A 22121-nucleotide genomic window follows, 5' to 3' on the forward strand; every position below is an offset into this window, starting at 1 on the left:
AAGGATTGGATTCGAGCAAGCACCAAACACCCCCGGCGCGTGGCACCGGGGGCGTGTTCGATTACACCTTGACGTTCTGACGGATGTTCCAGCCGAACTTGACCGGACCGCCTTCCTTGGTGCCGTCGGCTTTCTGCGGCTGATACTCCACCATCACCTTGGCGAAGTTCAGGGTGACGTTTTCGGTCAGACGATCATCGTTGCCCGAGCCGCCAGTGCTCAGGGAGGTGATCAGCACTTCTTCCAGGTTGATGATCATGTACTCGACCTGGCTCTCACCGCCGGCCTTGCGCACGGTCAGCTTGACCTTGTCGATGTGCTTGCCGCTGGCGCAATGCATCATCAGGTTCGGCGACGCCTTGTCGACGAACTTGGTCAGCGACAGGTCCTGCACGTTGACCTTGCCCGCGCCACCGCCACTGCCCACGTGCATGTTGCCGGACTGGGACATGCCCCAGCTCCAGTTCAGGACGTCGACCTCGTCCTTATGGGCCTTGTCCATGGACTCGCCCTTGATGTCGCCGATCTTGATGAAAATATCAACAGCCATGTTTTCTCCCTGTGTGGTCTCTACCACATTGTTTGATTGACGCCGACCTTGCGAAATCTGTTCTGCTGAACGGGGCTGAAGATGATCTCCAAACCACCGAAGAATCCCCTGTGGGAGCGAGCCTGCTCGCGATGACGGCGTGTCAGGCAACGCAGGTGGCGACTGATCCACCGCTATCGCGAGCAGGCTCGCTCCCACATTTTTTACCGCGTACCGTTCAACAGGTTTTTACGCACCCTTGGCCGAAGGCAGTTTCGATACCAGGCGCAGCGACACGGTCAGCCCTTCGAGCTGGTAGTGCGGGCGCAGGTAGAACTTGGAGTTGTAGTACCCCGGGTTGCCTTCGACTTCCTCGACGATGACCTCGGCGGCGGCCAGTGGGTGCTGGGCCTTGGTGGTCTCGGTGGAGTGCGCCGGGTCACCGTCGACGTAGTTGAGGATCCAGTCCTGCAACCAGCGCTGCATCTCGTCCCTCTCTTTGAAGGAACCGATTTTGTCGCGCACGATGCACTTGAGGTAATGGGCGAAACGGCACGTGGCGAACAGGTACGGCAGGCGCGCGGCCAGGTTGGCGTTGGCGGTGGCGTCCGGGTCGTCGTATTCGGCCGGTTTCTGCAACGACTGGGCGCCGATGAACGCGGCGAAGTCGGTGTTTTTCTTGTGCAGCAGCGGCATGAAACCGTTCTTCGCCAGCTCCGCTTCACGGCGGTCCGAAATGGCGATTTCGGTCGGGCACTTCATGTCCACGCCACCGTCATCGGTAGGGAACGTGTGGGCCGGCAGGTTTTCCACTTCACCGCCAGACTCCACGCCGCGGATGCGCGAGCACCAGCCGAAGTGTTTGAACGAACGGTTGATGTTCACCGCCATTGCGTAAGCGGCGTTGGCCCAGGTGTACTTGGAACTGTCGGCGCCGTCGGTGTTTTCTTCGAAGGCGAACGCTTCCACCGGGTCGGTCTTGGCGCCGTACGGCAGGCGCGCCAGGAAGCGCGGCATGGTCAGGCCGATGTAGCGCGAGTCTTCCGATTCACGTAGCGAGCGCCAGCCGGCGTACTCCGGGGTGGTGAAGATCTTGGTCAGGTCGCGCGGGTTCGACAGTTCCTGCCACGAGCCCATGCCCATTACGGTCGGTGATGCGGCGGCAATGAACGGCGAGTGCATGGCGGCGCAGACTTTCGACAATTCGCCCAGCAACTCGACATCCGGTGGCGACTGGTCAAAGTAGTAGTCGCCCACCAGGCAGCCGTAAGGCTGGCCGCCGAACTGGCCGTATTCTTCTTCGTACATCTTCTTGAAGATCGGGCTCTGGTCCCACGCGGTGCCCTTGAATTTCTTCAGGGTCTTGTGCAGGTCGTTCTTGGAGATGTTGAGCACGCGGATCTTGAGTTGCTCGTCGCTCTCGGTGTTATTGACCAGGTAGTGCAGGCCGCGCCAGGCGCTTTCCAGCTGCTGGAAGTCGGGGTGGTGGATGACCTGGTTGACCTGGGCGGTGAGCTTGGCGTCGATGGCGGCGATGATCGATTCGATCGACTTGATGGCGTCGTTGGACACCAGGTCAGTCTGCGCCAGGGCCTGTTCGGCCAGCGTACGGACGGCGGTTTCGACGGCTTCGCGGGCGCGCTCGGTCTTGGGCTTGAATTCTTGCATCAGCAGCGAGGCGAACTCGCTGGGTACTTCGGTGGTGCCCAGGGCCTGGGACTGATTTTCACGTGCTGATTCGGTCATGATCATTCGTCCTGATTAAGCCTTGGGCTCGTTGTCGGCGGGCTTGGGCGCGCTGGCCAGGGCCTGCAACAGGGCAGGGTCCTTGATCGCTTTCATGATGATTTCTTCGGCGCCGGTCTTGCCGTCCATGTAGGTCAGCAGGTTCGCCAGTTGGGTGCGTGCTTCGAGCAACTTGTTCAGGGAGTCGACTTTGCGGGCCACGGCCGCCGGGCTGAAGTCGTCCATGCTTTCGAAGGTCAGGTCCAGGCTCAGGTTGCCTTCGCCGGTCAGCTCGTTGGGTACATGGAACGCCACGCGAGGCTGCATGGCCTTGAGGCGCGAGTCGAAATTGTCGACATCGACTTCGAGGAATTTGCGATCGGCCACAGGTGCCAGAGGCTCGGCGGGCTTGCCGGCCAGGTCCGCCATCACCCCCATGACAAAGGGCAACTGAACCTTTTTCTCGGCGCCGTAGAGCTCGACGTCGTACTCGATCTGCACCCGAGGCGCGCGGTTACGCGCGATGAATTTCTGAGAACTTTGCTTCGCCACGTTGCTGCTCCTGGTCGCTTGAGCGACGGTGTTGGCGTCATCGGGGGTGCCGGTGACGTGACTGCGTGATCCGTTCGCTTTTATTCGCTGTCTGGGCCGCGCAGGTTTTCAAATTGACTCATGCCGTCGGGAATCAGGTTGCGCACGATGGTCGCAAAATCGGCGTTCACCAGAATCTTGGCCCGGTTCAACAGCACCGGCAGGGGGCTGGAGGGCTCTTGACGGGCGTAATACGCGAGAATCCGGTCCAGGCTGCGCAACACGTCGTCGCGGTTGTTGATTTCGCCAGGGACGGTGCTGCGTGGCGCGCTCGGGCTCGGCGCGGTGGCGTGTTCAACCGGCGCGGGGCTGTCGTCGTCGATGACATCGGGCAGGGCGCTGTCGCCGCTCTGCGGGGCGAACTGGCCGAGAATCTGCAGGGCCATCTTGAGCGGTTGCTTCAGCGTGCCAAGGTCTACGCCTTGGGCGGAACCGACTTGATCGCTGACTTGCTGCTCGATGGCTTCGGCCGCACTGCGGGCTTCCAGCAGGGCGGTGCGAGTGATTTCCAGCTGCTCGGGATCACTGTCGAGCAGGGCTCCGGCGAGCTGTTCGGCGCCGAGGCTTTCATTCGGGAAACTTTGCAGGCCGCTGGCATTGGCGGCGGCGCGCAGGCTCACGGCACCGAAGGTGCGCGAGCGGGCCAGGATGCTTTCGCGCAGCAGTCCAATGGTGATGTCGGACGTCAGGCCGGCGAGGGCGTTGATACGCACGGTGGGATCGTTGTCGTCCTCGGCATCCAGGCGTGGATGCAGCTCGGCCCAGTACTGCTTGAGCAATTGGCTGATCAGCGTCAACACGCGGGCCAGGCCCGGTATGCCTTCCAGGGCCAGGGAACTTTGCAGCAGGAAATGGGTGATGCGCAGGTCTTTGCTGCGTTGCAGCAGGTCCAGGCTTTGCTGCTGGATGCTGCGCCATTCAGGGGGTTCGGCAGGCAATATCGAATCGCCCATGCTGCGCTCGGGCTGACCTTGGGAATCGCGTTCCAGGCGCAAGAAATCCGCGTCATATTCCAGATCTTCACCACAAGGTGAAGTCGCGGATACGGCGGCGAGCAGCAGAGGCACATCCACTTCGTTCGATCTCCTTATCGCCCGCTGAATAAATCGGGCAGTTCACACGCAAGTTCCGAATGGAACTCCACATGTTCCTTGAGGCTAATGGCCCTTTAGATGCTTAATGATCTTAAAGTGCCATCACGTATATTCAAGAAGTTATGCATTTTTGGTGTAGTACTTATGGCTTGTCAAGGTAAGCTATTTCCTCGGTGTGACAGTTGTGAGGTGCTTAACAACCCGCACGACCGGTAGGTCGAAGCAGGCACCGATGCAGGTTTTTTGTCACGCAAGCGGGTTAATATCAGCAATCATGCTGGCAAAAAGCCGTTTCTAGAGTGGTTGCAAGGTTTGTCGGCGAGTCGTCAGGGAGTGGATCCCGTCACTCGACCGCATGGGCAAAGTATTCAGCAAGGAGGCAAGATGCCACTGTGTTTGACTATCACTAGTTATCACAAGATTACCCCGGGTCAGTGTTCTGAGAAGTCCATGGACCAGGGGGTGATGGCAATTGGCCGTAATTCCGATAATGACTGGGTATTACCGGACCCCGAGCGTTTGGTTTCCGGCAAACATTGCGTTATTCAATACAAAGACGGGCGTTATTACTTAACCGATAACAGCACCAATGGTGTGGAATTGGTCAAGGCCGGTGTCCGTTTGCGCAAGGGCAACAGTGAACCACTGCAAGACGGCGAAGTTATCCGCATTGGCGATTATGAAATCCAGGCACGGGTGGATTTCAGCCTGCCGGTGACCGACAGCAATCCGTTCGCCGAAGCGCCCAGCAGCTTCGAAGCCTTGATGGGACGCCAGGGTGCCGCCGTGAATACACCATCGTCGTTGCCCGAGGCTCCCCCGGCACATTTCCAGGGCGCGTCGGCCATGGACACCTTGCCGGACCTGTTCGACTTCCTGAGCCCGGGCAGCGTCCCGCCGGCCACCCAGCCTGACCATGTCCCGGCCCAACAGCATGATTTCCGTCCGCCGACGCCCATCGCGCCTCCCAGCCCGCCGCCTGTGATCGAGCCTGTAGCGCAAGCATCTGCCTCGGTGATACCGGAGGATTGGGACCCGTTCAGCGACAAGCCCGCGCCGGTGGCAGTTGCCCCGATTCCTGTCGCTGTGCCACCGGTTGCGCCGCCGGCTGTTGTCGAGCGGCCTGTCGTAGAGCCGGTGCCGACACCCACGCCCCCGGTCAGCGTAGCCCCCGAACCTGCGCCGCCACGCGAGGCACCGGTGACCAGCGTTCAAGCCCCCATTACACCGCCCAAGCCGCTCGACGCCGCCCAGCCTGACCTGTTGCAAGCCTTCCTGCGCGGTGCCGGGCTGGACCAGTTGCGCCTGGACCAGGCCCAGGCCGAGGCACAGATGGAAAGCATCGGGCGCAGCTATCGGCTGATGGTCGAAGGCCTGATCGATGTCTTGCGTGCCCGCAGCAGCCTTAAGGGTGAATTCCGCATTCAGCAAACGATGATCCAGCCGGTGGAAAACAACCCGCTGAAATTCGCGCCCAATGTCGAGGAGGCCATGTTGCTGCTGCTACGCCATGGTAACCAGGCGTTCATGGCGCCGGATGTGGCCGTGCGTGACAGCTTTGACGACCTGCGCGCTCACCAACTGGCAGTAATGGCCGGCGTTGAAGCGGCCATCAAGCATTTGCTGGCGCGCTTCGAGCCGGCGCAACTGGAAGAACGCATGGGCAAACCCGTTGGCCTGTCGAGCATTTTCAACGGCTCGCGGCAAGCCCAGTACTGGCAGCAATTCACCGAGCTCTACAGCAACATTTCCCGGGAAGCCCAGGAGGATTTCCAGGACCTGTTCGGTCGCGAATTCAGTCGCGCCTACGAAGAGCACAGCGCGCGGCAGCGCCGCCTATAACACCTTTAAAAGCAATCAACGGATAGCTCAAACGTCATTGAGGACGCAGGATGATTTTCAGGTTTTTACTCGCAGTCGCCACCGCGCTTCTGCTCACGGCATGCGCCAAGGATGCGGCCGATTCACAGTCCGAAGAGGCTGACACCGCCGCCGTCGAACTGCACTTTCACGCCATTGCCGGCCTCAACCCCGGCGCCACCGGCCATCCGGCGCCGGTCCGGGTGCGCATTTTCGAACTGAAAAATGCCGCCACCTTCGCCCGCTCCGACTATTTCGCCCTGGCCGAACGGGCCCAGGCGACCCTCGGCGCCGACCTGATCGATCAGGACGAAGTGCTGGTCCAGCCCGGTCAGCAGTTGAGCCTGCAACGCGACCTCGACCCGGCCACCCGCCATATCGGCGTACTGGTGGGCTATCGCGAACTGGACCGGTCGCTATGGCGCACGGTGATGAATGTCCCGCCGCGCCAATACACCGAATACCAGATCAGCCTCGACGTGCGTGCCGTGCGCAGCGCCGTCGTCGTTCCCCCATCCAGCCCTGCCCAATAAGCAATCGGAGCCCCCATGTCCTGGAACAATCGCGTGGTCTGGTCGGAAGGCATGTTCATTGGAACGCAGCACTTCCAGCAGCATGACCGTTACCTGGAAAACCTCATCGACGCGCGCAACCGTCCGTTGTCGGCCGGTGCCTGGGGGTTTTCCCAATTGCTGATCGACCAGGGCCTGCTGGCCCAGGGCAAGCTGGCGATCATTTCGGCGCGGGGCCTGCTGCCGGACGGCACACCGTTCAACATCCCCGAGGACGACCTGGCGCCGCCTGCGCTGAATGTCGATGACAAGCTGCGCGATGGCCTGGTGTACCTGGCGTTGCCGCTCAAGCGTGCCGGTGCGCGTGACACCGTTGATGAAGGCGAAGCCCTGGGCGCGGCGCGCTACGTGAGCCAGGTGTGCGAAGTGCGCGACGATAACGCACCGTTCGAGAACCGCGCGCCGGTGGCCCTGGGCTCCCGAGCGTTGCGTCTGTTGACCGCACAGGATGGCATCAGCGACTACGCCGCCATCGGCCTGGTCCGCATCAAAGAAAAGCGCGCCGACCGCGCCCTGGTGCTGGACGACGCCTACATCCCGCCGCTGCTGGATGTGGCCGCCTCTAAACCGCTGGCGGCATTTCGCAGTGAACTGTTGGGCCTGCTCCATCAACGCGGCGAAGCCCTTGCCGGGCGGGTGGTCGCGTCCGGTGCCGGTGGCGCCTCGGAGATCGCCGATTTCATGCTGCTGCAACTGGTCAACCGCGCGCAGCCGTTGATCCAGCACCTGAGCCAGCTGAGCCCGTTGCACCCCGAGCGGTTCTACAGCGAGCTGGTCAGCCTGGCCGGGGAGTTCTCGACCTTTACCGCTTCGGGGCGACGACCGCAGAAATATCCGCAATACCAGCACGATGACCTGGCGCTCAGTTACGTGCCGGTCATGCAAGCCCTGCGTGAGGCCCTGTCGATGCTGATCGACAGCAAGGCCACGCCGATTCCGATTGTCGAGAAAGCCTACGGCATCCACGTGGCGATGCTGGCCGACAAGACCCTGCTCGACAGCGCCAGTTTCATCCTGGTGGTGCGTGCCGATGTCCCGGCCGAAACCCTGCGCGGTCGCTTTGGCCAGCAGAGCAAGGTCGGTTCGGTGGAGCACATTCGCGATCTGGTCAACCTGCAGCTGCCGGGCATCGGCCTGCTGCCGTTGCCGGTGGCGCCACGCCAGCTTCCGTACCACGCCGGCTCCACCTACTACGAACTCGACCGCGGTAGCGATCACTGGCAGCAATTGAGCAACTCCGGCGGGTTCGCGTTCCACATCGCCGGCCAGTTCCCGGGGCTGAACCTGGCTTTCTGGGCGATCCGAGGATAAACCGCGATGAGCAACGACGATCGTACTCAGTTCATGCCGACGCCCGGTGGCCGTGGCGCCGACCCATTCCGCCCGGACCCTGGTCGTCCACAGCCGGCGCCCGCACCGCTGTCGATGCCGGCCGCCCCGGTCCTGACCGGCAAGGCCCAAGGCCTCAACCCGCTGGAAAGCGCGGCCGGTCCGCTGCTGGCGCTGTTGACGCGCCTGCGCAACACCATTGCCCATCCGGCCCCGGCCAGCCTGCGGGCGCAATTGTTGGCGTACCTGCGTCAGTTCGAGGAACGCGCCGAAACCGCCGGCGTGGTGCGCAATGACGTGCTGCTGGCTCGTTACGCCCTGTGCACCGCCCTGGATGAAGCCGTGTTGAGTACCCCCTGGGGTGGCGCCAGCGACTGGGGCAAACAGAGCCTGCTGATCACCGTGCACAACGAAGCCTGGGGCGGCGAGAAGGTGTTCCAGCTTCTGGAACATTGCCTGCAAAGCCCACGGGAGCGCTTGTATCTGCTGGAGCTTCTGTACCTGTGCATGTGCCTGGGTTTCGAAGGGCGCTACCGGGTGATGAACGACGGGCGCAGCCAACTGGAAGCCTTGCGCGAGCGCACCAGCGCGGTGATCCGCAGTGCCCGTGGCGACTACGAGCGTGAGCTGTCGCCGCACTGGCGCGGTGTCACCGTAGCCCGTGATCGGCTGGCGCAATTCATGCCGCCGTGGATCGCCGTGGCCATTGGCGCGGCCTTGTTGCTGGCGCTGCTGTTTGGCCTGCGCATGAAACTGGCCTCCGATGCCGAGCCGGTGTTCAAGAACATCCATGCCCTGGGGGAAATCCCGGTGCAAGCCATCGACCGTCCCGTGGTGCAGCCCAAAGTGATCGAACGACCACGCCTGGCCGGCTTCCTGGCCGATGAAATCAGGGCCGGTCGGGTCGCGGTGGAAGATGCCGTGGATCGTTCGGTGGTGACGATCCGTGGCGATGAGCTGTTCGCCTCGGGCAGCGCCAGCATCTCCGATGACCTGGAGCCGCTGATGCTGCGCATCGCCGATGCCATTCGCAAGGTCAAGGGCCAGGTCCTGGTGACCGGCCACAGCGACAATCGCCCGATTGCCACCCTCAGGTTCCCGTCCAACTGGGCCTTGTCCGAGGCGCGGGCCAAGTCGGTATTGCAAATCCTCTCGGCCAAGACCGGCCAGGCCGAGCGCTTCAGCGCCGAAGGCCGCAGCGACACCGAGCCGTTGGCTTCCAACGCCACCGCAGAGGGGCGTGCGCGCAATCGTCGGGTTGAAATCACAGTATTGGCGGAGGGGGTCGAGTGAAGGCGTTTTTCAGTTTTATGACCCGCTGGGTCATCCCGCTGCTGGGGCTGATCGCCCTTAGCCTGATCATCTGGTTCGTCGGCCCGCTGCTGGAGTGGCTGGTGCCCGAAGGCCGTCGTTGGGCGTTGATCATTCTGGTGTTCGCGGTGTGGATCGCCTACCGGGTGTTTCGCATCATCCAGGCCCGCCGGCAGGCCGCCGAAGTCATGCGCAGCCTGGCCGAGCAAACCCCGCCCGACCCTAGCAGCATCGCTACGGCCGAAGAACTCGAAACCCTGCGCCAGCGCATGGACGAAGCCTTGGCGCTGTTGAGGAAAGCCAAGCTGGGTGGGGACGAGCGCCGCAACCTCTACGAACTGCCGTGGTACGTGATCATCGGCCCGCCGGGTTCGGGCAAGACCACTGCGCTGGTCAACTCCGGGCTGCATTTCCCGTTGGCCGCGCAACTGGGCGCCGGCGCGGTACGCGGCGTGGGCGGTACGCGCAACTGTGATTGGTGGTTTACCGACCAGGCGGTGCTGCTCGACACCGCTGGCCGCTACACCACCCAGGACAGTGACGCGACGGTCGACAAGGCCGCGTGGCTGGGCTTTCTTGGCCTGCTGAAAAAGCAGCGGGCCCGTCGCCCGATTGACGGTGCGTTCATCGCTATCAGCCTGTCGGACCTGCTGCTGGGCAGCGACGCCGAACGTGCAGCTCATGCCGCGGCGATTCGCCTGCGCATCCAGGAGCTGTACACCCAACTGGGCGTGCGCTTCCCGATCTACCTGATGCTGACCAAGCTCGATCTGGTGCCCGGGTTCATGGAGTTCTTCGACAGCCTGAGCAAGGAAGAGCGCGCCCAGGTCTGGGGCATGACCTTCGCCCTGGACGATGGCAAGAGCAACGACAGCCCGCTGGCGCATCTGCAAAGCGAATTCGCCGGCCTTGAGCAGCGCCTCAACGACCGTCTGGTGGAACGCTTGCAGCAAGAGCGCGACCCGGCGCGGCGCGACTTGATCTACGGTTTTCCGCAACAGTTCGGCGCCTTGAAGGATTGCCTGCAAAGTTTCCTCGAAGGTGTGTTTAAACCCAATGCCTTCGAAGAACGTGTACTGCTGCGTGGGGTGTATTTCACCAGCGGCACCCAGGAAGGCAGCCCGATCGATCGCTTGATCGGCTCCATGGCCCAGAGCATGAACCTGGACCGCCAGCACCTGGCGCGCCAGACCGGCACCGGGCGCAGTTACTTCATCGAAAAACTCTTCACCGCCGTGGCGTTTGCCGAGCGTGGGCTGGTGGGCGTCGATCCCAAAGTTGAGCGGCGGCGCAAGTGGATCGCCCGGGGTGTATTGGCCTCGACCGTGGCTTTGGTGCTGGTGGTTTCGACGTTGTGGTGGATCAGCTATCGGGCCAACCAGGCGTACATCACCCAGGTCGATCAGAAAGTCGCGCCGCTGGGCCAGGCCGTGCAAAGTCTTAGTCCGGCACAGCGCGATGTCCTTGCCGTATTGCCATTGCTCAACGCCGTGAAGCATCTGGCGGATGACGCGCCTGATTGGGCTGAAGGCCTGGGCCTGTATCAGGGCGACATGCTCGAAGCCGAGTCCGGCAGTGTCTATCGCAAGTTGTTGATCGCCGTGTTCGCGCCACGCTTGCTGACGCGTATCGAAGAGCAATTGCACAGCGGCGGCAGTTCGGATTTCCTCTATGAAGGCTTGAAGGCCTACCTGATGCTCGCCGACAACGAGCACTACGATGCCGACTTCATCAAGGCCTGGGTTGCCCTGGATTGGGACCGCAGCCTGCCGCGTGACCTGCCGGCCGACCAACGTCTGGCCCTGGGCGAGCATTTGCAGGCGCTGTTCGAGCGTCGTCCGCCCACCGCACGCCTGGACCCGCGCTTGATCGAAGACCTGCGCCGGCAATTGCAGCAACTGCCCGTGGCCCAGCGCGTCTATGACCGGGTCAAGCGCCAGAAACTGCCCGAGGGCATCGCCGACTTTCGCCTCAACGAAGCCGCCGGCCGCGACGCTGCGCTGGTGTTCAGCCGCAAGAGCGGCAAACCGTTGGGCGAGCCACTGAGCGGGTTCTTCACGGTCAAGGGCTACCGCCAGGGCTTCTTGCTCACCAGCCTGAACCAGGCTGGAACGCTGGCTGAAGAACAATGGGTGTTGGGGCGCGACGAGGCCGGGCAGCAGGACGTCGCCAGCCTGGCCGCCGAAGTGCGTCGCCTGTATTTCCAGGACTATCAGCGCCAATGGGACGCCTTGCTGGCCGACATCGACTTCGTACCGATCACCAGCGTGGCCCAGGCCGCCGATGTCTTGCGGGTGCTGTCCGGGCCAAGTTCGCCGTTGAAAAAGCTGTTGGTGGCGGTGGCGAAAGAAACCGACCTGCAGCAGGAAGAACGTTTGCTGGCGGCCCAAGGCGAGCAGGTCGAAGGCGGTGTGGACAAGCTCAAGGAGCGCCTGGGCAGCTTGCTCGGCCAGGAGCAGGCGACGCAAAACGCACCCCAGGCCAGCGTTGACCCGGTCACCGCGCATTTTGCCGAGCTCAACAGCATCGTCAGCAAAAGCGAAGGCGAACCGGCGGCCATCGATGGCCTGCTCGCCGACATGAATGCCTTGTACGTGCAGATCAGCGCCATGGTCGGCGCCAGCGGCGACGCCCTGCTCGGCGAAGCCAAGAACCAGGCCCAGGCCGCCGCCACACGGGTCAGTCTCAACGCCGAACGCCAGCCGCCGCTGGTGCAGGGCCTGGTCAAGTCGGTGGTCAACTCCACCACCAACAGCATGATGGGCGGAGTGCGCAATCAACTGAACGCTGCCTGGACCAGCGAAGTGGTGAACATCTACCGCCAGTCCCTGGCCGGGCGTTATCCCATGTCGCCAGGCAGTGCGCGGGACGCGACCCTGGACGACTTCGGTCAGTTCTTCGGCGTCGGCGGGGTGATGGACAACTACTTCCGCAAGTACCTGCAACCCTACGTCGACACCTCGACCCGGGCCTGGCGCTGGCAACCGGGCGCGGCACAGAAGCTCGGTATCGCCCCTGGCGTGCTGCAAACCTTCCAGCGTGCGGCCACCATCCGCGACGCGTTTTTCCGCTCCGGCGGCACTCAGCCGCTGGTGCGTTTCGAGCTCAAGCCGGTGGCGATGGACTCGACCATCACCCAGTTTTTGCTCGACCTCGACGGCCAGCAACTGAGCTACGACCACGGCCCGAGCCGTCCGACCGCCATGCAGTGGCCCAACCCCGGCAGCATCGGCGTAGTGCGGATCTCGATCATGCCGCCCTCGGCCAATGGTCGTTCCGGCATCACCCTGGATGGCCCGTGGGCCTGGTTCCGGCTGTTGGAGCAATCGGACCTGACTGCCGGCAACTCGCCGGACCGCTTCAACCTGCGGTTGCGGGTCGACGGCGCCAGCGCCTCTTACGAGCTGCGGGCCAACAGCGCCTTCAACCCGTTCAAGAGCCGCGTGCTCAGCGGCTTCAGCCTGCCGGAGCGGCTATGAGTACGCCGGGCTTCTATGGAAAGTTGGCCAGCCGCGGGGACTTCGTCAGCCGTGGCTTGCCCCAGAGTTTTATCGGTCCGTGGGACTCGTGGCTGGCGGCGGGCTTGCTCGCCAGCCAGACCGGCCTGGGCGAGCGTTGGCTGGATGCCTATCTGGTCAGCCCGTTGTGGCGCTTCATGGTCGCGCCCGGGGTCTGCGGGCCCGATGCCGCCGTGGGCGTGGTGATGCCGAGTATCGACCGGGTCGGCCGCTATTTTCCGCTGACCGTCGCAGTACTGCTGGAGCCCGACGCGGACCCGGCGTCGGTGGTGGGCGGTGCGGACGACTGGTTTGAACGGGTGGAGAACCTGTTGCTGAGCACCTTGAACGTGGAGGCCAGTTTCGAGGCCTTTGGCGCAGAACTGGAAAGCCTGGGTAGCCCGGCATGCCTGCCGCGCAACCCAAGCAGCCGTTTTGCCAGCCTGCACCGCTTTGATGCCACTGACCCGCAACAGCGTCTGAGTGCCCTCGCTGAATCGGCCTGCGAAGGCGTCAGTTTGTGGTGGGGCCAGGGTTCGGAACGTATCGCGCCCGGTTTGATGCGGTGTCAGGGTTTGCCGGCCGCCGCTGATTTTGCGCAATTTTTGCTCGGCCAAGAAGGTGTTGTGTAGATGCGTCCAAGTGTTGGAAATGCCTTCAAGTCTGCAAGCAAGAGCCATGTCGGCATGGTTCGCCAGGTCAATGAAGACGCGTGCCTGGATCTGCCGGAAAACGGCCTGTGGGTGGTCGCCGATGGCATGGGTGGGCACGCGGCGGGCGACTACGTCAGTAGCCTGATCGTCGACAGCCTGCGCGGCATTGCCGCGGGCCGCTCACTGGACGAATACGTCGCCGCGCTACACAGCGATTTGCTGCGGGTCAACGCCGCGGTGCGTGAAGAAACCGCCAACCGTGGCGTGACCATGATGGGCAGCACCGTGGTGGTGCTGGTTACGCGGGACCTGCGCGGCATGTGCCTGTGGGCCGGTGACAGTCGCTTGTACCGCCTGCGCGACGGCAAGCTCGACAGCATTTCCCGCGATCACAGCTACGTCCAGGACCTGCAGGACAGTGGCCTGCTCAGCGAAGCCGAAGCCCGGGTGCATCCGCGGGCCAACATCGTCACCCGTGCCATCGGGGTCGAGGCGCAACTGAATTTGGCGATGGTCGAGTTGCTGCTGGTGCCCGGCGACAGCTACCTGTTGTGCAGCGACGGGCTGACCAAGACCGTCGAGGACGATGAGATCCGTGAAGTCTTGAACCACGACGAGCCCGGCGAGATCGCCAGCAGCCTGGTGTCCCTGGGCCTGATGCGCGGCGCGCCGGACAACATCACCGTGGTTGTCGTGAAGGTGCCGTCATGAGCTTGACCTTGAACATTGTCATCCCTGGCTACGACATCGAAGGGCCGATCGGTGAAGGCGCGATGGCCAGCGTCTACCTGGCGACCCAGCGCTCGCTGGAGCGCAAGGTGGCGTTGAAAGTCATGGCGGCCGCGCTGGCGGCCGACCCGACGTTCTGCGAGCGCTTCCTGCGCGAAGGCAAGACCCTGGCGCGCCTGTCTCACCCGCACACGGTCACCATCCATGACATCGGCAACGTCGGTGAGCTGTATTACATGGCCATGGAGTACCTGCCCAACGGCACGCTCAAGGAGCGCATCGCCGCCGGGCTATCGCCGGAGCAGGGCCTGATCTACATCCGCCAGATTGCCTCGGCCCTGGGTTATGCCCATGGCTTGGGCCTGGTCCACCGTGACGTCAAGCCGGCCAACATCCTGTTCCGCGCCGACGGCACGGCGGTGCTCTCGGACTTCGGCATCGCCAAGTCCCTGGACGACCGCACCCAATTCACCCAGGCCGGTTTCGCCGTCGGCACGCCCAGCTACATGAGCCCGGAACAGGCCCGTGGGCAAGACATCGACGGTCGGGCCGACCTGTATGCCCTGGGCGTGGTGCTCTACGAAATCCTTGTCGGCAAACTGCCGTATACCGGCAATGACGCGCTGTCCACGGCCCTGGCGCACCTGACCGAACCGTTGCCGGAATTGCCGGTGCATCACGGTCATTACCAGGACGTGTTGCGTAAACTGCTGGCCAAAGACCCGGCGGAACGTTTCCCGGATGCGGCGGCGCTGTTGCAGGCGCTGGACAATCTGCCCGAGGAATCGGCGCAAGCGACGCTGATCCGACCGTTGCCGTTGCCGGTGTCGACCCCTCCGGGCGGTGATGACCTGGCGGGATTGACCCCGGTGTCCATCGACATTCCGACGGGGCCCGCACAGCCGCAATCCCAGCCCAAGCCAACCCCGCCACCGGTGAGCCCAACTCAACGGTCCAGCGTTTCGTCGCAGCCCAAGACCCCGCTGTTCGCACTGGCCGCTGTCGCGGTGGCCGTGGCGCTGGCGTTGGGTGGCGCGGGTTATTGGTGGTTGTCGGGCGATGGTGGAGAAGACGCGAAGCCGCCGATTGTCTCGACGTCGCCGGTTGATCCGCCGCCGGTCAAGGCGCCTGAAGTGCCCCCGGCAAAGCCGCCTGTGGCGGCGCAGGGCGATGGCGGCCAGCGTCCCTTGTTGATGGCTGGCAAGAAAACCCTGTTCCAGCGCGTGCTGAGCAAACCGGGCGCCAAGCTTACTGAAGACGCGGGCGCTGCGCCCGGCAAGGCGTTGCCGGCGTTTTCCGTGTTGTACGTGTATGAGCGCAAAGACCTCGAAGGCAGCCCGTGGCTGCGGGTCGGCGCGGCCACGGACGGGCGCAGCGACGGTTGGTTGCCGGCCACGCAGGTCAGCGACTGGAAACAAAGCCTGGTGCTCAAGTTCACCGAGCGTTCTGGCCGCGCGCCCGTGATGTTCCTGCGTCAGCCCGGCGAAGTGGAAAAGCTGCTGGCCGACCCTTCGGCGGCCAGGAACGTGTTGCTCAAGGCCCAGCAGAACCGCGAAGACAACCAGCAAGTGCTGGCCCTGGAGCCGGCCGCCAGTGCCGTGCCGCAGAATCAGTTCTATCTGTTGCCGATCTTCGATTCCCGCGAAAGCTTCGATGAGACCGGCCAACCGGTGCAGTTGCTGAACGTGGCGTCCATCGACCCCGGCAACACGCCGAGGGCTACGACCAATGCGCCCATCAGCACCGCCAACGCTGACGCGTTCCGTACCGCCGTGGTGCTGGTGGTGGACACCACCGTGTCGATGCAGCCGTACATCGATCAGGTCCGCGACGTGGTCCACGAACTGCAAAGCCGCATCGCCGAGCGTGGCGAGCTGGACAGTGTCAGTTTCGGCATGGTGGGTTTTCGCAGCAGCACCCGGAAAACCCCCGGCCTGGAGTACGTCGCCAAGACCCTGATCACCCTGGAGCAGGGTCGCGATCCGCAACGCTTCATGGAGATGGCGCGACAGGTCAAGGCGTCCACGGTGTCGAGCCATTCGTTCAACGAAGATGCGTTTGCCGGTGTCATGGAAGCGGTCGAAGGCATGGACTGGTCCGGTTATGGCGGGCGCTTGATTCTGTTGGTCACCGATGCCGGTGCCTTGCGCAAGAACGATCCGTTTGCCGCCACGCAAATGAACGAAGCCGAAGTGCGTCAAGCGGCGCTGGGCAAACAGATCAAGATCTACGCCCTGCACCTGCTCAGCGACGCCGGCAAGAAAACCCACGGCGGTGCGCAGAGCCAATATCGCACCCTGACCGCCGACGCCAACCCGCGGATCGGTGACCTGTACATTCCGGTGCCGGGCGCCGATGTGCGCAAGTTGGGCGAGCGTGTCGACGAGATCGGTTCGGTGTTCGCCGACCTGGTGCATCAGGTGCGCAGCGACAAACCGCAAGCCGTGCCGCAGCTGGGCGCGGCGCCGAGCCTGACTGATAAATCGGCGGCGGTCGGCTACGCGATGCATATGGACTTTTTGGGGCGCAAGTCTGCCAGTCAGGCCCCGCAGCTGGTCAGCGCCTGGACCGCCGACCGTGACCTGACCAACCCGGCGCTGCCGGCGTTCCAGGTGTGCGTGATGCTGACCAAACTGCAACTCAACGACTTGCAACAATCGCTGAAGCTGATCGTCGATGCGGCGCGCAAGACCCAGACGTCGCCCAAGGATTTCTTCCAGGAAATCGCCAGTGCCAGTGCCTACATGAGCCGCGATCCTTCGGCGTTGCGCAAGGGCGGCAACCTGGCTGACGGCGGGATTCTCGGCGAGTACCTCGAAGGGCTGCCGTACCGCAGCAAGTCGCTGAACATGACCCAGGACTTGTGGTTGTCCTTGAGTGTGGCCGAGCAGGAAGATTTCATCGACGAGCTGGATTCGAAAATCCGCCTCTACGAGACCTTCCATAACGATTTGGCCAACTGGGTGCGGTTCGGTGATGCCGAGCCGGGTGATGCCCTGTACCGCGTTCCGTTGTCGACGCTGCCGTGATGCTGAGCATGAGCGCCGTACACAAAAGCCGGGGCGCCGGCAGCCAGCGCTACAGCCTGGTGATTCCACGGCTGCAATTGTGTGCCGGCGAACAACTGGCGGTGGTCGGCCCCAGCGGTTGCGGCAAGAGCACCTTGCTGGATCTGCTGGCCCTGGTGCTGGCGCCGGATCAGGCCGGGCAGTTCGACTTCACGCCCACCAACACGCCGGTGGACATCGCCGCGTTGTGGCGTGCGGGGCAGCAGGGCGTCTTGGCGGACCTGCGCAGCCGGCATCTGGGTTATGTGCTGCAAACCGGTGGTTTGCTGGGCTTTCTGGACGTGCGCGGCAACATCGAATTGTCGCGCAAACTGCTCGGCATGGCGGATGACGGCAGCGTCACGCGCCTGGTCGGGCAACTGGACATCGCCGATCAACTGGGCAAGAAACCGGCGGATCTGTCCGTCGGCCAGCGCCAGCGGGTCAGTTGCGCCCGCGCCCTGGCGCATGGGCCGCGCCTGTTGCTGGCGGATGAACCCACCGCCGCCCTCGACCCGCTGAACGCTGAGCGGGTCATGCAGTTGCTGGTGGCCCAGGCCCGCGATCACGGCGTGTGTTGTGTGGTCGCCACCCACGATGAGTCACTGGCCCGCGCCAGCGGTTTGCAGGTGCGGCGCATCAATTGTCGTCGCGACGCCGATGGCGGCGTCACCGCGACCCTCGGGGAGGCTTGCTGATGCGCGGCGCGCTGGTGGCTTCCCTGGCCTGGCAGGATTACCGCAATGATGCCTGGCTGTCGGCCTGTTCGGTGCTGGCGCTGGTGGCGGTGGTCGCGCCGTTGCTGGTGCTGTTCGGCCTGAAATTCGGCCTGGTCAGCAGCCTTACCGAGCGCTTGGAGAATGACCCTGCTACCCGGGAAATCATCCCGCTGGGCGGCGGTCGCTTCAGCGCTGAGTTCGTCGAGCAATTGGCCCAGCGCAACGACGTGGCGTTTGCCTTGGCGCGCACGCGACAGATTGCGGCCACTGCGGATTTGAGCCGCGATGCTGCGTCCGTCACCGTCGAAATGATCCCCACGGCGGCCAATGATCCTTTGTTTGAGCGCCTGCCGGTGCCGCAAGGGCTGGATCAAGTGGTGCTCAGCTACACCGCCGCCGAAAAACTCGGCGCCAAGACCGGTGATTGGCTGCAGGCCAGTTTCGCTCGGCAGGTGGCCGGTCGTAGCGAGGCGCAGCGCACGCGAGTGCAGGTGTTGCAGGTACTGCCGCTGCAAGCCTTTGCCCGGGATGGTTTGTTCGCGCCGCTGGCGCTGCTGGAAGCGGCCGAGGATTACCGCGACGGTCGCGCCGTGCCCGCGTTCGGCTGGCCGGGCGATGCGGTGGGGCAGAGCGCGCAGCGGGTGTACCCGGCGTTTCGCCTGTATGCCCGCAGTCTGCGTGATGTGGAACCGCTGCGCGAGTATTTCGCGGCGCAGAACCTGCTGGTGTCCACCCAGGCCCAGACCATCGCACAGGTGCAATCGCTGAGCCGCAACCTGTCGATCGTGTTCTGGATCATCGCCGGGTTGGCGTTGGCGGGAGCGTTCGCGGCGATTTTTGCCGGTGCGCTGGCGGCGGTCGAGCGCAAGCGTCGGGAGCTGTCGGTGTTGCGTCTGCTGGGGGTTTCCACGGCGGCGCTGTTGTTGTTCGTGGTGTTGCAGGCGCTCTACAGCGCCGCACTGGCGGCCTTGTTGAGTGCCGGGCTGTATGGCCTGGCGCAGTCGGGCCTCAATTATTTATTTGCGCAGATGCCGGGCGAGTACGCCAGCCATCTGCTGCTGCGTCACTACACTTGGGCCCTGGTGGCCGTGCTCGGCGTCAGCGCCGTGGCGGCGGCTTGTGGTGGCTGGCGGGTGGCGCGGATCCAGGCGTGTGAAGGAATTCGCGATGTATAAGTTATTGGGCGCCGCCGTGGCGCTGAGCCTGGCCGGTTTAGCCTGGGCCGACGAAAGCACCGACAAACTGGACAACCCCAAACCGTTGCCCGGTGACGTCAGCCTGCCGCTGCCGTGCGAAGGGCAAATGATGTTCCGTTACGTCTACGTCCTCGCCCAAGGCACCCTGGATGATCGGGAAATCAGCCTTGGCTACCCGTTCAGCGAAGGCGAGGCCGGTTATAAGCAGTCGTTCATTTCCGGTTATCGCCGGGACTTCATCAACGGCCAGTTCACCCTCAAGGACCTGCCCAAGGACTGGAACAAAACCATCGCGCCGTTGATGCCCAAGGCTGACGCCAAGACTCCGCTCAAACCGATGCTGTACTTCATCGGTAAATACGAGGTCACCGCTCGCCAATACGCCCAGGTCATGGCCCAGGCGCAATCGTTGGCCAGCGGTGAACCCGCGCCGGCCTGCGAGACCCTCACAGCCGAGTTGCCCCAAGGCATGGCCGGGCGTTTGCCCAAGGTGAAACTGTCGAAGTTCGAGGCGGAGCGCTTTGCGGCGGTGTACAGCGCCTGGCTGATGAAATACCACAAGGACCTGCTGCCGGTGAGCGGTCGCGGCACCTCCGCCGAAGATGGCGGGCTGGGCTTCGTGCGTTTGCCCACCGAAGTCGAGTGGGAATTCGCCGCCCGTGGCGGGCAAGCCGTCAGCCGCCAGGACCTGGAAGGGCGCCTGTTTCCCCGGCGCCTGGAAGGCAGTGAAAGCGACGGGCCATTGGCTGATTGGGCGGTGTTCAATCAGGTCGCTGGCGGCACCGGCCAGGCGGCGCGGCTGATGCCCGTTGGCATCAAACTGCCAAACCCCATCGGTTTGTTCGACGTGATCGGCAACGCCGCCGAGATGGTCCAAGAGTCTTTCCAACTGGTACATGCCGGTCGCCGCCAGGGCGCCTACGGGGGCTTCGTGGTCAAGGGTGGCAACTACCTGGAAGGCGAAGGCACGCTGTTCACCGGGATGCGCCGCGAATATCCGTTGTTTGCCGCCGACGGCACCGAGCAAAGCAACGAAACCACCGGGTTCCGTGTGGCGGTCGGGGCGTTGTTGGCGCCGCGCTCGCGTTACAAGGAACTGTTCGCCCAATGGGAGAAGGAAGGCCGTCTCGCGTCCCTGACCGATGCCATCGATGCAGCCGAAGACCCGACCAAGCGCCTGGACAGCATCATTGCCGCCAGCGTCGACCCGCGCCTGCAAGCCGAGCTGGGACTGGTCAACGAAGAGCTCAAGCGCAACGTCTCGCTCATCGCCCAGCAGCGCGAGGAAGCGGCGGGCAACCTGATCCAGTCGGCGGCCCTGGTGGCCGAGACCATCAATAACTACAACATTCGCCTGACCAATTTGCAGAACAGTCGCCAGCAGGCCGTGGACGCCAAGGACGAGGCCAGCGCCAAGCTGTTCGCCACGGCCATCAACAACGGCCGCAGCGCGCTCGAGGGCGCCGTGGCGATTTACATCGACAACCTGGCCACCGGCACGCGCTACACCGATGCCGTGATCCAGGCGCAGTTTCAACGCATCAAGGAGGAGTTGGAGCGCAAGCCGGTGCTGGGCAAGAGCCTGGTGGCGCGCGCAACGTTATTCGTTCGTCATGTCGGTGCTTATCGTCAGCAAAAACGAGCCGACCCGGCGGCGATATTGAAGGAACTGCTCGCATCGAGCGGTCAGCGGTCTTGATCGTTGATTGTCAGCGAGCTTGGAAGGGACTCAGGCGGCGGTGGGCCGTGCTGGGCTGGTCAACACTTAAAAAGAGAACACAATCATGCTTTTCTCCCGTAAACCTTTTGCTTCGGTTTCCAAACGTCACCTGCTGATGGTCGCTGTCGGCTTCAGCACCGTACTGACCGGCTGCGCTACGTCGCCGACCTCCAAGGTCGCGTCGAGCACCAAGGTCGAGTACTACCCTAACTGCTACGAGCCGGTGCAGCACTTGCGCTCCACCGAGGGGAACATGACCAAATCGGTACTCACCGGCGCAGCCGTTGGCGCGGTCGGTGGTGCCCTGTTGGGTGCGCTGACCGATTCGGAAAACCGTGGCCGCAACGCCGCCATCGGTGCCGCCGGTGGTGCCTTGGCCGGTGGCGCAACCGGTTACTACACCGAGCGTCAGAAGCAGATCGCCGACGACAACCAGCGCATCGCGTCCTACGCCGCTGACGTCAATAAAAGCGCCGCCGACATCGACCGCAGCACCGCGTACGCCAAGGCTTCGCAGCAGTGCTACCAGAGCGCGTTCACCAAGTTGGTGGCTGACCGCAAGGCCAAGACCGTCAACGAAACTGAAGGCCGCAAGCGCCTGGCAGAAATCGTCTCCGGCCTGAAAGAGTCCAACGACCTGATCGTTGCGGTCAACGGCAAAGCCGCCGAAGACCTGAACAACTACACCCAGGCCTATGAAAAAGACCTGCAACAAGTGGGTGTGCAGCGTACTGACGTGGTGACCGTGGCGACCGCCGAAACCAAGCCGGTTGTGGCTTCCACCAAGAAGACCAAGAAGGCCGTGAAAGCGGCGAAAAAACCTGTCCTGCCAAGCGTGCCGAAAGAAGCGGTCACCACCGAAAAAACCCTGCAGACCGCCAAGGCCAAGCAGGATGAAAGCAAACAGGTCGCCAGCGCCGGCACCAGCCAGGTCAACAGCATGTGCAAAAACCCGGACCTGGGTGACTGGGCACCGGTGCCTTGCCCGAATGTTTGATTGAGTAAGCGCTGTTGATCATCGCCGCGAAGCGATGATCAACACACAAAACCTGTGGGAGTGAGCCTGCTCGCGATAGGGTCGGTTCAGTTGACATCAATGTTGACTGATACGCCGCCATCGCGAGCAGGCTCGCTCCCACATTTGTTTTGTGCTGGCTGAAATATCCGCGACAACCTTTAATCCCCTGTGGGAGCAAAGCTTGCTCGCGAGGCGGCCTGACAGCCGACCTGTCTCTCCGGCCGTACCTCAATCCAATTGTGGGAGCGGGCTTGCTCGCGAAGGCGGCCTGACAGCCGGCCTGTCTCTCCCGGTTGTACGTCGATCAAACGGTGGGAGCGAGCCTGCTCGCGATGGCGGCCTGATAGCCGGCCAGGATTTGGTTGACTGGGTACATATCCGTTGCTGCGGTAGCGGCTGCTGGCGGTTCCGCCCTTACGGCGGGTCACTTTTGGCAAATGCCCCAAAAGTAACCAAAAGGTCTTGCCCCACCACTTGGTGCCTCGCCTAGGCTCGGCATGCCCGAACGCAGGCATTGCTCCGTGGGCCCGC

General features: G+C 63.3%; 16 protein-coding genes. 12 read left to right on the forward strand and 4 right to left on the reverse strand.

Features of this window, described 5'->3' with window-relative positions; translation table 11 throughout:
• Positions 1 to 61: 61 nt before the first annotated feature.
• The 4 genes from MA884_RS26300 to tssA form a co-directional block, all read right to left on the reverse strand.
• A complete protein-coding gene (locus MA884_RS26300; RefSeq protein ID WP_256233233.1) occupies positions 62 to 550 on the reverse strand; it encodes a type VI secretion system tube protein Hcp in 489 nt (162 codons plus the stop codon).
• 228 nt (positions 551 to 778) lie between these two features.
• A complete protein-coding gene (gene tssC, locus MA884_RS26305) occupies positions 779 to 2275 on the reverse strand; it encodes a type VI secretion system contractile sheath large subunit (RefSeq protein WP_256233234.1) in 1497 nt (498 codons plus the stop codon).
• Between the two features lie 15 nt (positions 2276 to 2290).
• Positions 2291 to 2806 (reverse strand): type VI secretion system contractile sheath small subunit, encoded by a 516-nt coding sequence (gene tssB / locus MA884_RS26310; RefSeq protein ID WP_256233235.1) that lies wholly within the window; start codon positions 2804 to 2806, stop codon positions 2291 to 2293.
• 80 nt (positions 2807 to 2886) lie between these two features.
• Positions 2887 to 3918: a type VI secretion system protein TssA gene (gene tssA, locus MA884_RS26315; protein ID WP_256233236.1), complete on the reverse strand. Its 1032-nt coding sequence runs from the start codon at positions 3916 to 3918 to the stop codon at positions 2887 to 2889.
• A 405-nt stretch (positions 3919 to 4323) separates the two neighbouring features.
• Here tssA and tagH point away from each other — a divergent pair, with 405 nt between their 5' ends.
• The 12 genes from tagH to tagQ all read left to right on the forward strand — a co-directional run bounded on the left by tagH (position 4324) and on the right by tagQ (position 21569).
• A complete protein-coding gene (gene tagH, locus MA884_RS26320; RefSeq protein ID WP_256233237.1) occupies positions 4324 to 5781 on the forward strand; it encodes a type VI secretion system-associated FHA domain protein TagH in 1458 nt (485 codons plus the stop codon).
• A gap of 50 nt (positions 5782 to 5831) precedes the next feature.
• Positions 5832 to 6332: a type VI secretion system lipoprotein TssJ gene (gene tssJ / locus MA884_RS26325; protein ID WP_256233238.1), complete on the forward strand. Its 501-nt coding sequence runs from the start codon at positions 5832 to 5834 to the stop codon at positions 6330 to 6332.
• 15 nt (positions 6333 to 6347) lie between these two features.
• Complete coding sequence (gene tssK, locus MA884_RS26330; RefSeq protein WP_256233239.1) at positions 6348 to 7682, forward strand: type VI secretion system baseplate subunit TssK; 1335 nt, start codon at positions 6348 to 6350, stop codon at positions 7680 to 7682.
• A 6-nt stretch (positions 7683 to 7688) separates the two neighbouring features.
• The gene (locus tag MA884_RS26335) at positions 7689 to 8993 is read left to right on the forward strand and encodes a DotU family type VI secretion system protein (protein WP_256233240.1); all 1305 of its coding nucleotides are present in this window, start codon (positions 7689 to 7691) and stop codon (positions 8991 to 8993) included.
• Positions 8990 to 12490, forward strand: a complete 3501-nt coding sequence (gene tssM, locus MA884_RS26340; RefSeq protein ID WP_256233241.1) for a type VI secretion system membrane subunit TssM — start codon at positions 8990 to 8992, stop codon at positions 12488 to 12490. Before MA884_RS26335 ends, tssM begins: the two co-directional genes overlap by 4 nt.
• The gene (gene tagF / locus MA884_RS26345; protein WP_256233242.1) at positions 12487 to 13140 is read left to right on the forward strand and encodes a type VI secretion system-associated protein TagF; all 654 of its coding nucleotides are present in this window, start codon (positions 12487 to 12489) and stop codon (positions 13138 to 13140) included. The genes tssM and tagF overlap by 4 nt, the downstream gene beginning before the upstream one ends.
• The gene (locus MA884_RS26350; protein ID WP_256233243.1) at positions 13141 to 13872 is read left to right on the forward strand and encodes a PP2C family serine/threonine-protein phosphatase; all 732 of its coding nucleotides are present in this window, start codon (positions 13141 to 13143) and stop codon (positions 13870 to 13872) included.
• Entirely contained in the window at positions 13869 to 16919 is a 3051-nt protein-coding gene (locus tag MA884_RS26355; protein WP_305519605.1) for a serine/threonine-protein kinase, read from the forward strand. The genes MA884_RS26350 and MA884_RS26355 overlap by 4 nt, the downstream gene beginning before the upstream one ends.
• Entirely contained in the window at positions 16919 to 17635 is a 717-nt protein-coding gene (locus MA884_RS26360) for an ABC transporter ATP-binding protein (RefSeq protein WP_256233248.1), read from the forward strand. The genes MA884_RS26355 and MA884_RS26360 overlap by 1 nt, the downstream gene beginning before the upstream one ends.
• The gene (locus tag MA884_RS26365) at positions 17635 to 18831 is read left to right on the forward strand and encodes an ABC transporter permease (RefSeq protein WP_256233244.1); all 1197 of its coding nucleotides are present in this window, start codon (positions 17635 to 17637) and stop codon (positions 18829 to 18831) included. Before MA884_RS26360 ends, MA884_RS26365 begins: the two co-directional genes overlap by 1 nt.
• A complete protein-coding gene (locus tag MA884_RS26370) occupies positions 18824 to 20551 on the forward strand; it encodes an SUMF1/EgtB/PvdO family nonheme iron enzyme (RefSeq protein ID WP_305519606.1) in 1728 nt (575 codons plus the stop codon). The genes MA884_RS26365 and MA884_RS26370 overlap by 8 nt, the downstream gene beginning before the upstream one ends.
• Before the next feature lie 85 nt (positions 20552 to 20636).
• On the forward strand, positions 20637 to 21569 hold the full coding sequence (gene tagQ / locus MA884_RS26375) for a type VI secretion system-associated lipoprotein TagQ (protein ID WP_256233246.1): 933 nt from the start codon (positions 20637 to 20639) through the stop codon (positions 21567 to 21569).
• Positions 21570 to 22121 lie beyond the last annotated feature (552 nt).

Origin of the sequence: Pseudomonas sp. Q11 (assembly GCF_024494355.1) — a bacterium.
Lineage (GTDB): Bacteria > Pseudomonadota > Gammaproteobacteria > Pseudomonadales > Pseudomonadaceae > Aquipseudomonas > Aquipseudomonas hefeiensis.

What these genes read in the sequence shown, in the direction of transcription:
- tssJ (WP_256233238.1), top strand. Translation starts at nt 5,832, where the DNA reads ATGATTTTCAGGTTTTTACTCGCAGTCGCCACCGCGCTTCTGCTCACG.
- MA884_RS26335 (WP_256233240.1), top strand. Translation starts at nt 7,689, where the DNA reads ATGAGCAACGACGATCGTACTCAGTTCATGCCGACGCCCGGTGGCCGT.
- MA884_RS26350 (WP_256233243.1), top strand. Translation starts at nt 13,141, where the DNA reads ATGCGTCCAAGTGTTGGAAATGCCTTCAAGTCTGCAAGCAAGAGCCAT.
- MA884_RS26355 (WP_305519605.1), top strand. Translation starts at nt 13,869, where the DNA reads ATGAGCTTGACCTTGAACATTGTCATCCCTGGCTACGACATCGAAGGG.
- tssK (WP_256233239.1), top strand. Translation starts at nt 6,348, where the DNA reads ATGTCCTGGAACAATCGCGTGGTCTGGTCGGAAGGCATGTTCATTGGA.
- MA884_RS26360 (WP_256233248.1), top strand. Translation starts at nt 16,919, where the DNA reads ATGCTGAGCATGAGCGCCGTACACAAAAGCCGGGGCGCCGGCAGCCAG.
- tssC (WP_256233234.1), bottom strand. Translation starts at nt 2,275, where the DNA reads ATGACCGAATCAGCACGTGAAAATCAGTCCCAGGCCCTGGGCACCACC.
- tagH (WP_256233237.1), top strand. Translation starts at nt 4,324, where the DNA reads ATGCCACTGTGTTTGACTATCACTAGTTATCACAAGATTACCCCGGGT.
- MA884_RS26370 (WP_305519606.1), top strand. Translation starts at nt 18,824, where the DNA reads ATGTATAAGTTATTGGGCGCCGCCGTGGCGCTGAGCCTGGCCGGTTTA.
- MA884_RS26300 (WP_256233233.1), bottom strand. Translation starts at nt 550, where the DNA reads ATGGCTGTTGATATTTTCATCAAGATCGGCGACATCAAGGGCGAGTCC.
- tagF (WP_256233242.1), top strand. Translation starts at nt 12,487, where the DNA reads ATGAGTACGCCGGGCTTCTATGGAAAGTTGGCCAGCCGCGGGGACTTC.
- tagQ (WP_256233246.1), top strand. Translation starts at nt 20,637, where the DNA reads ATGCTTTTCTCCCGTAAACCTTTTGCTTCGGTTTCCAAACGTCACCTG.
- MA884_RS26365 (WP_256233244.1), top strand. Translation starts at nt 17,635, where the DNA reads ATGCGCGGCGCGCTGGTGGCTTCCCTGGCCTGGCAGGATTACCGCAAT.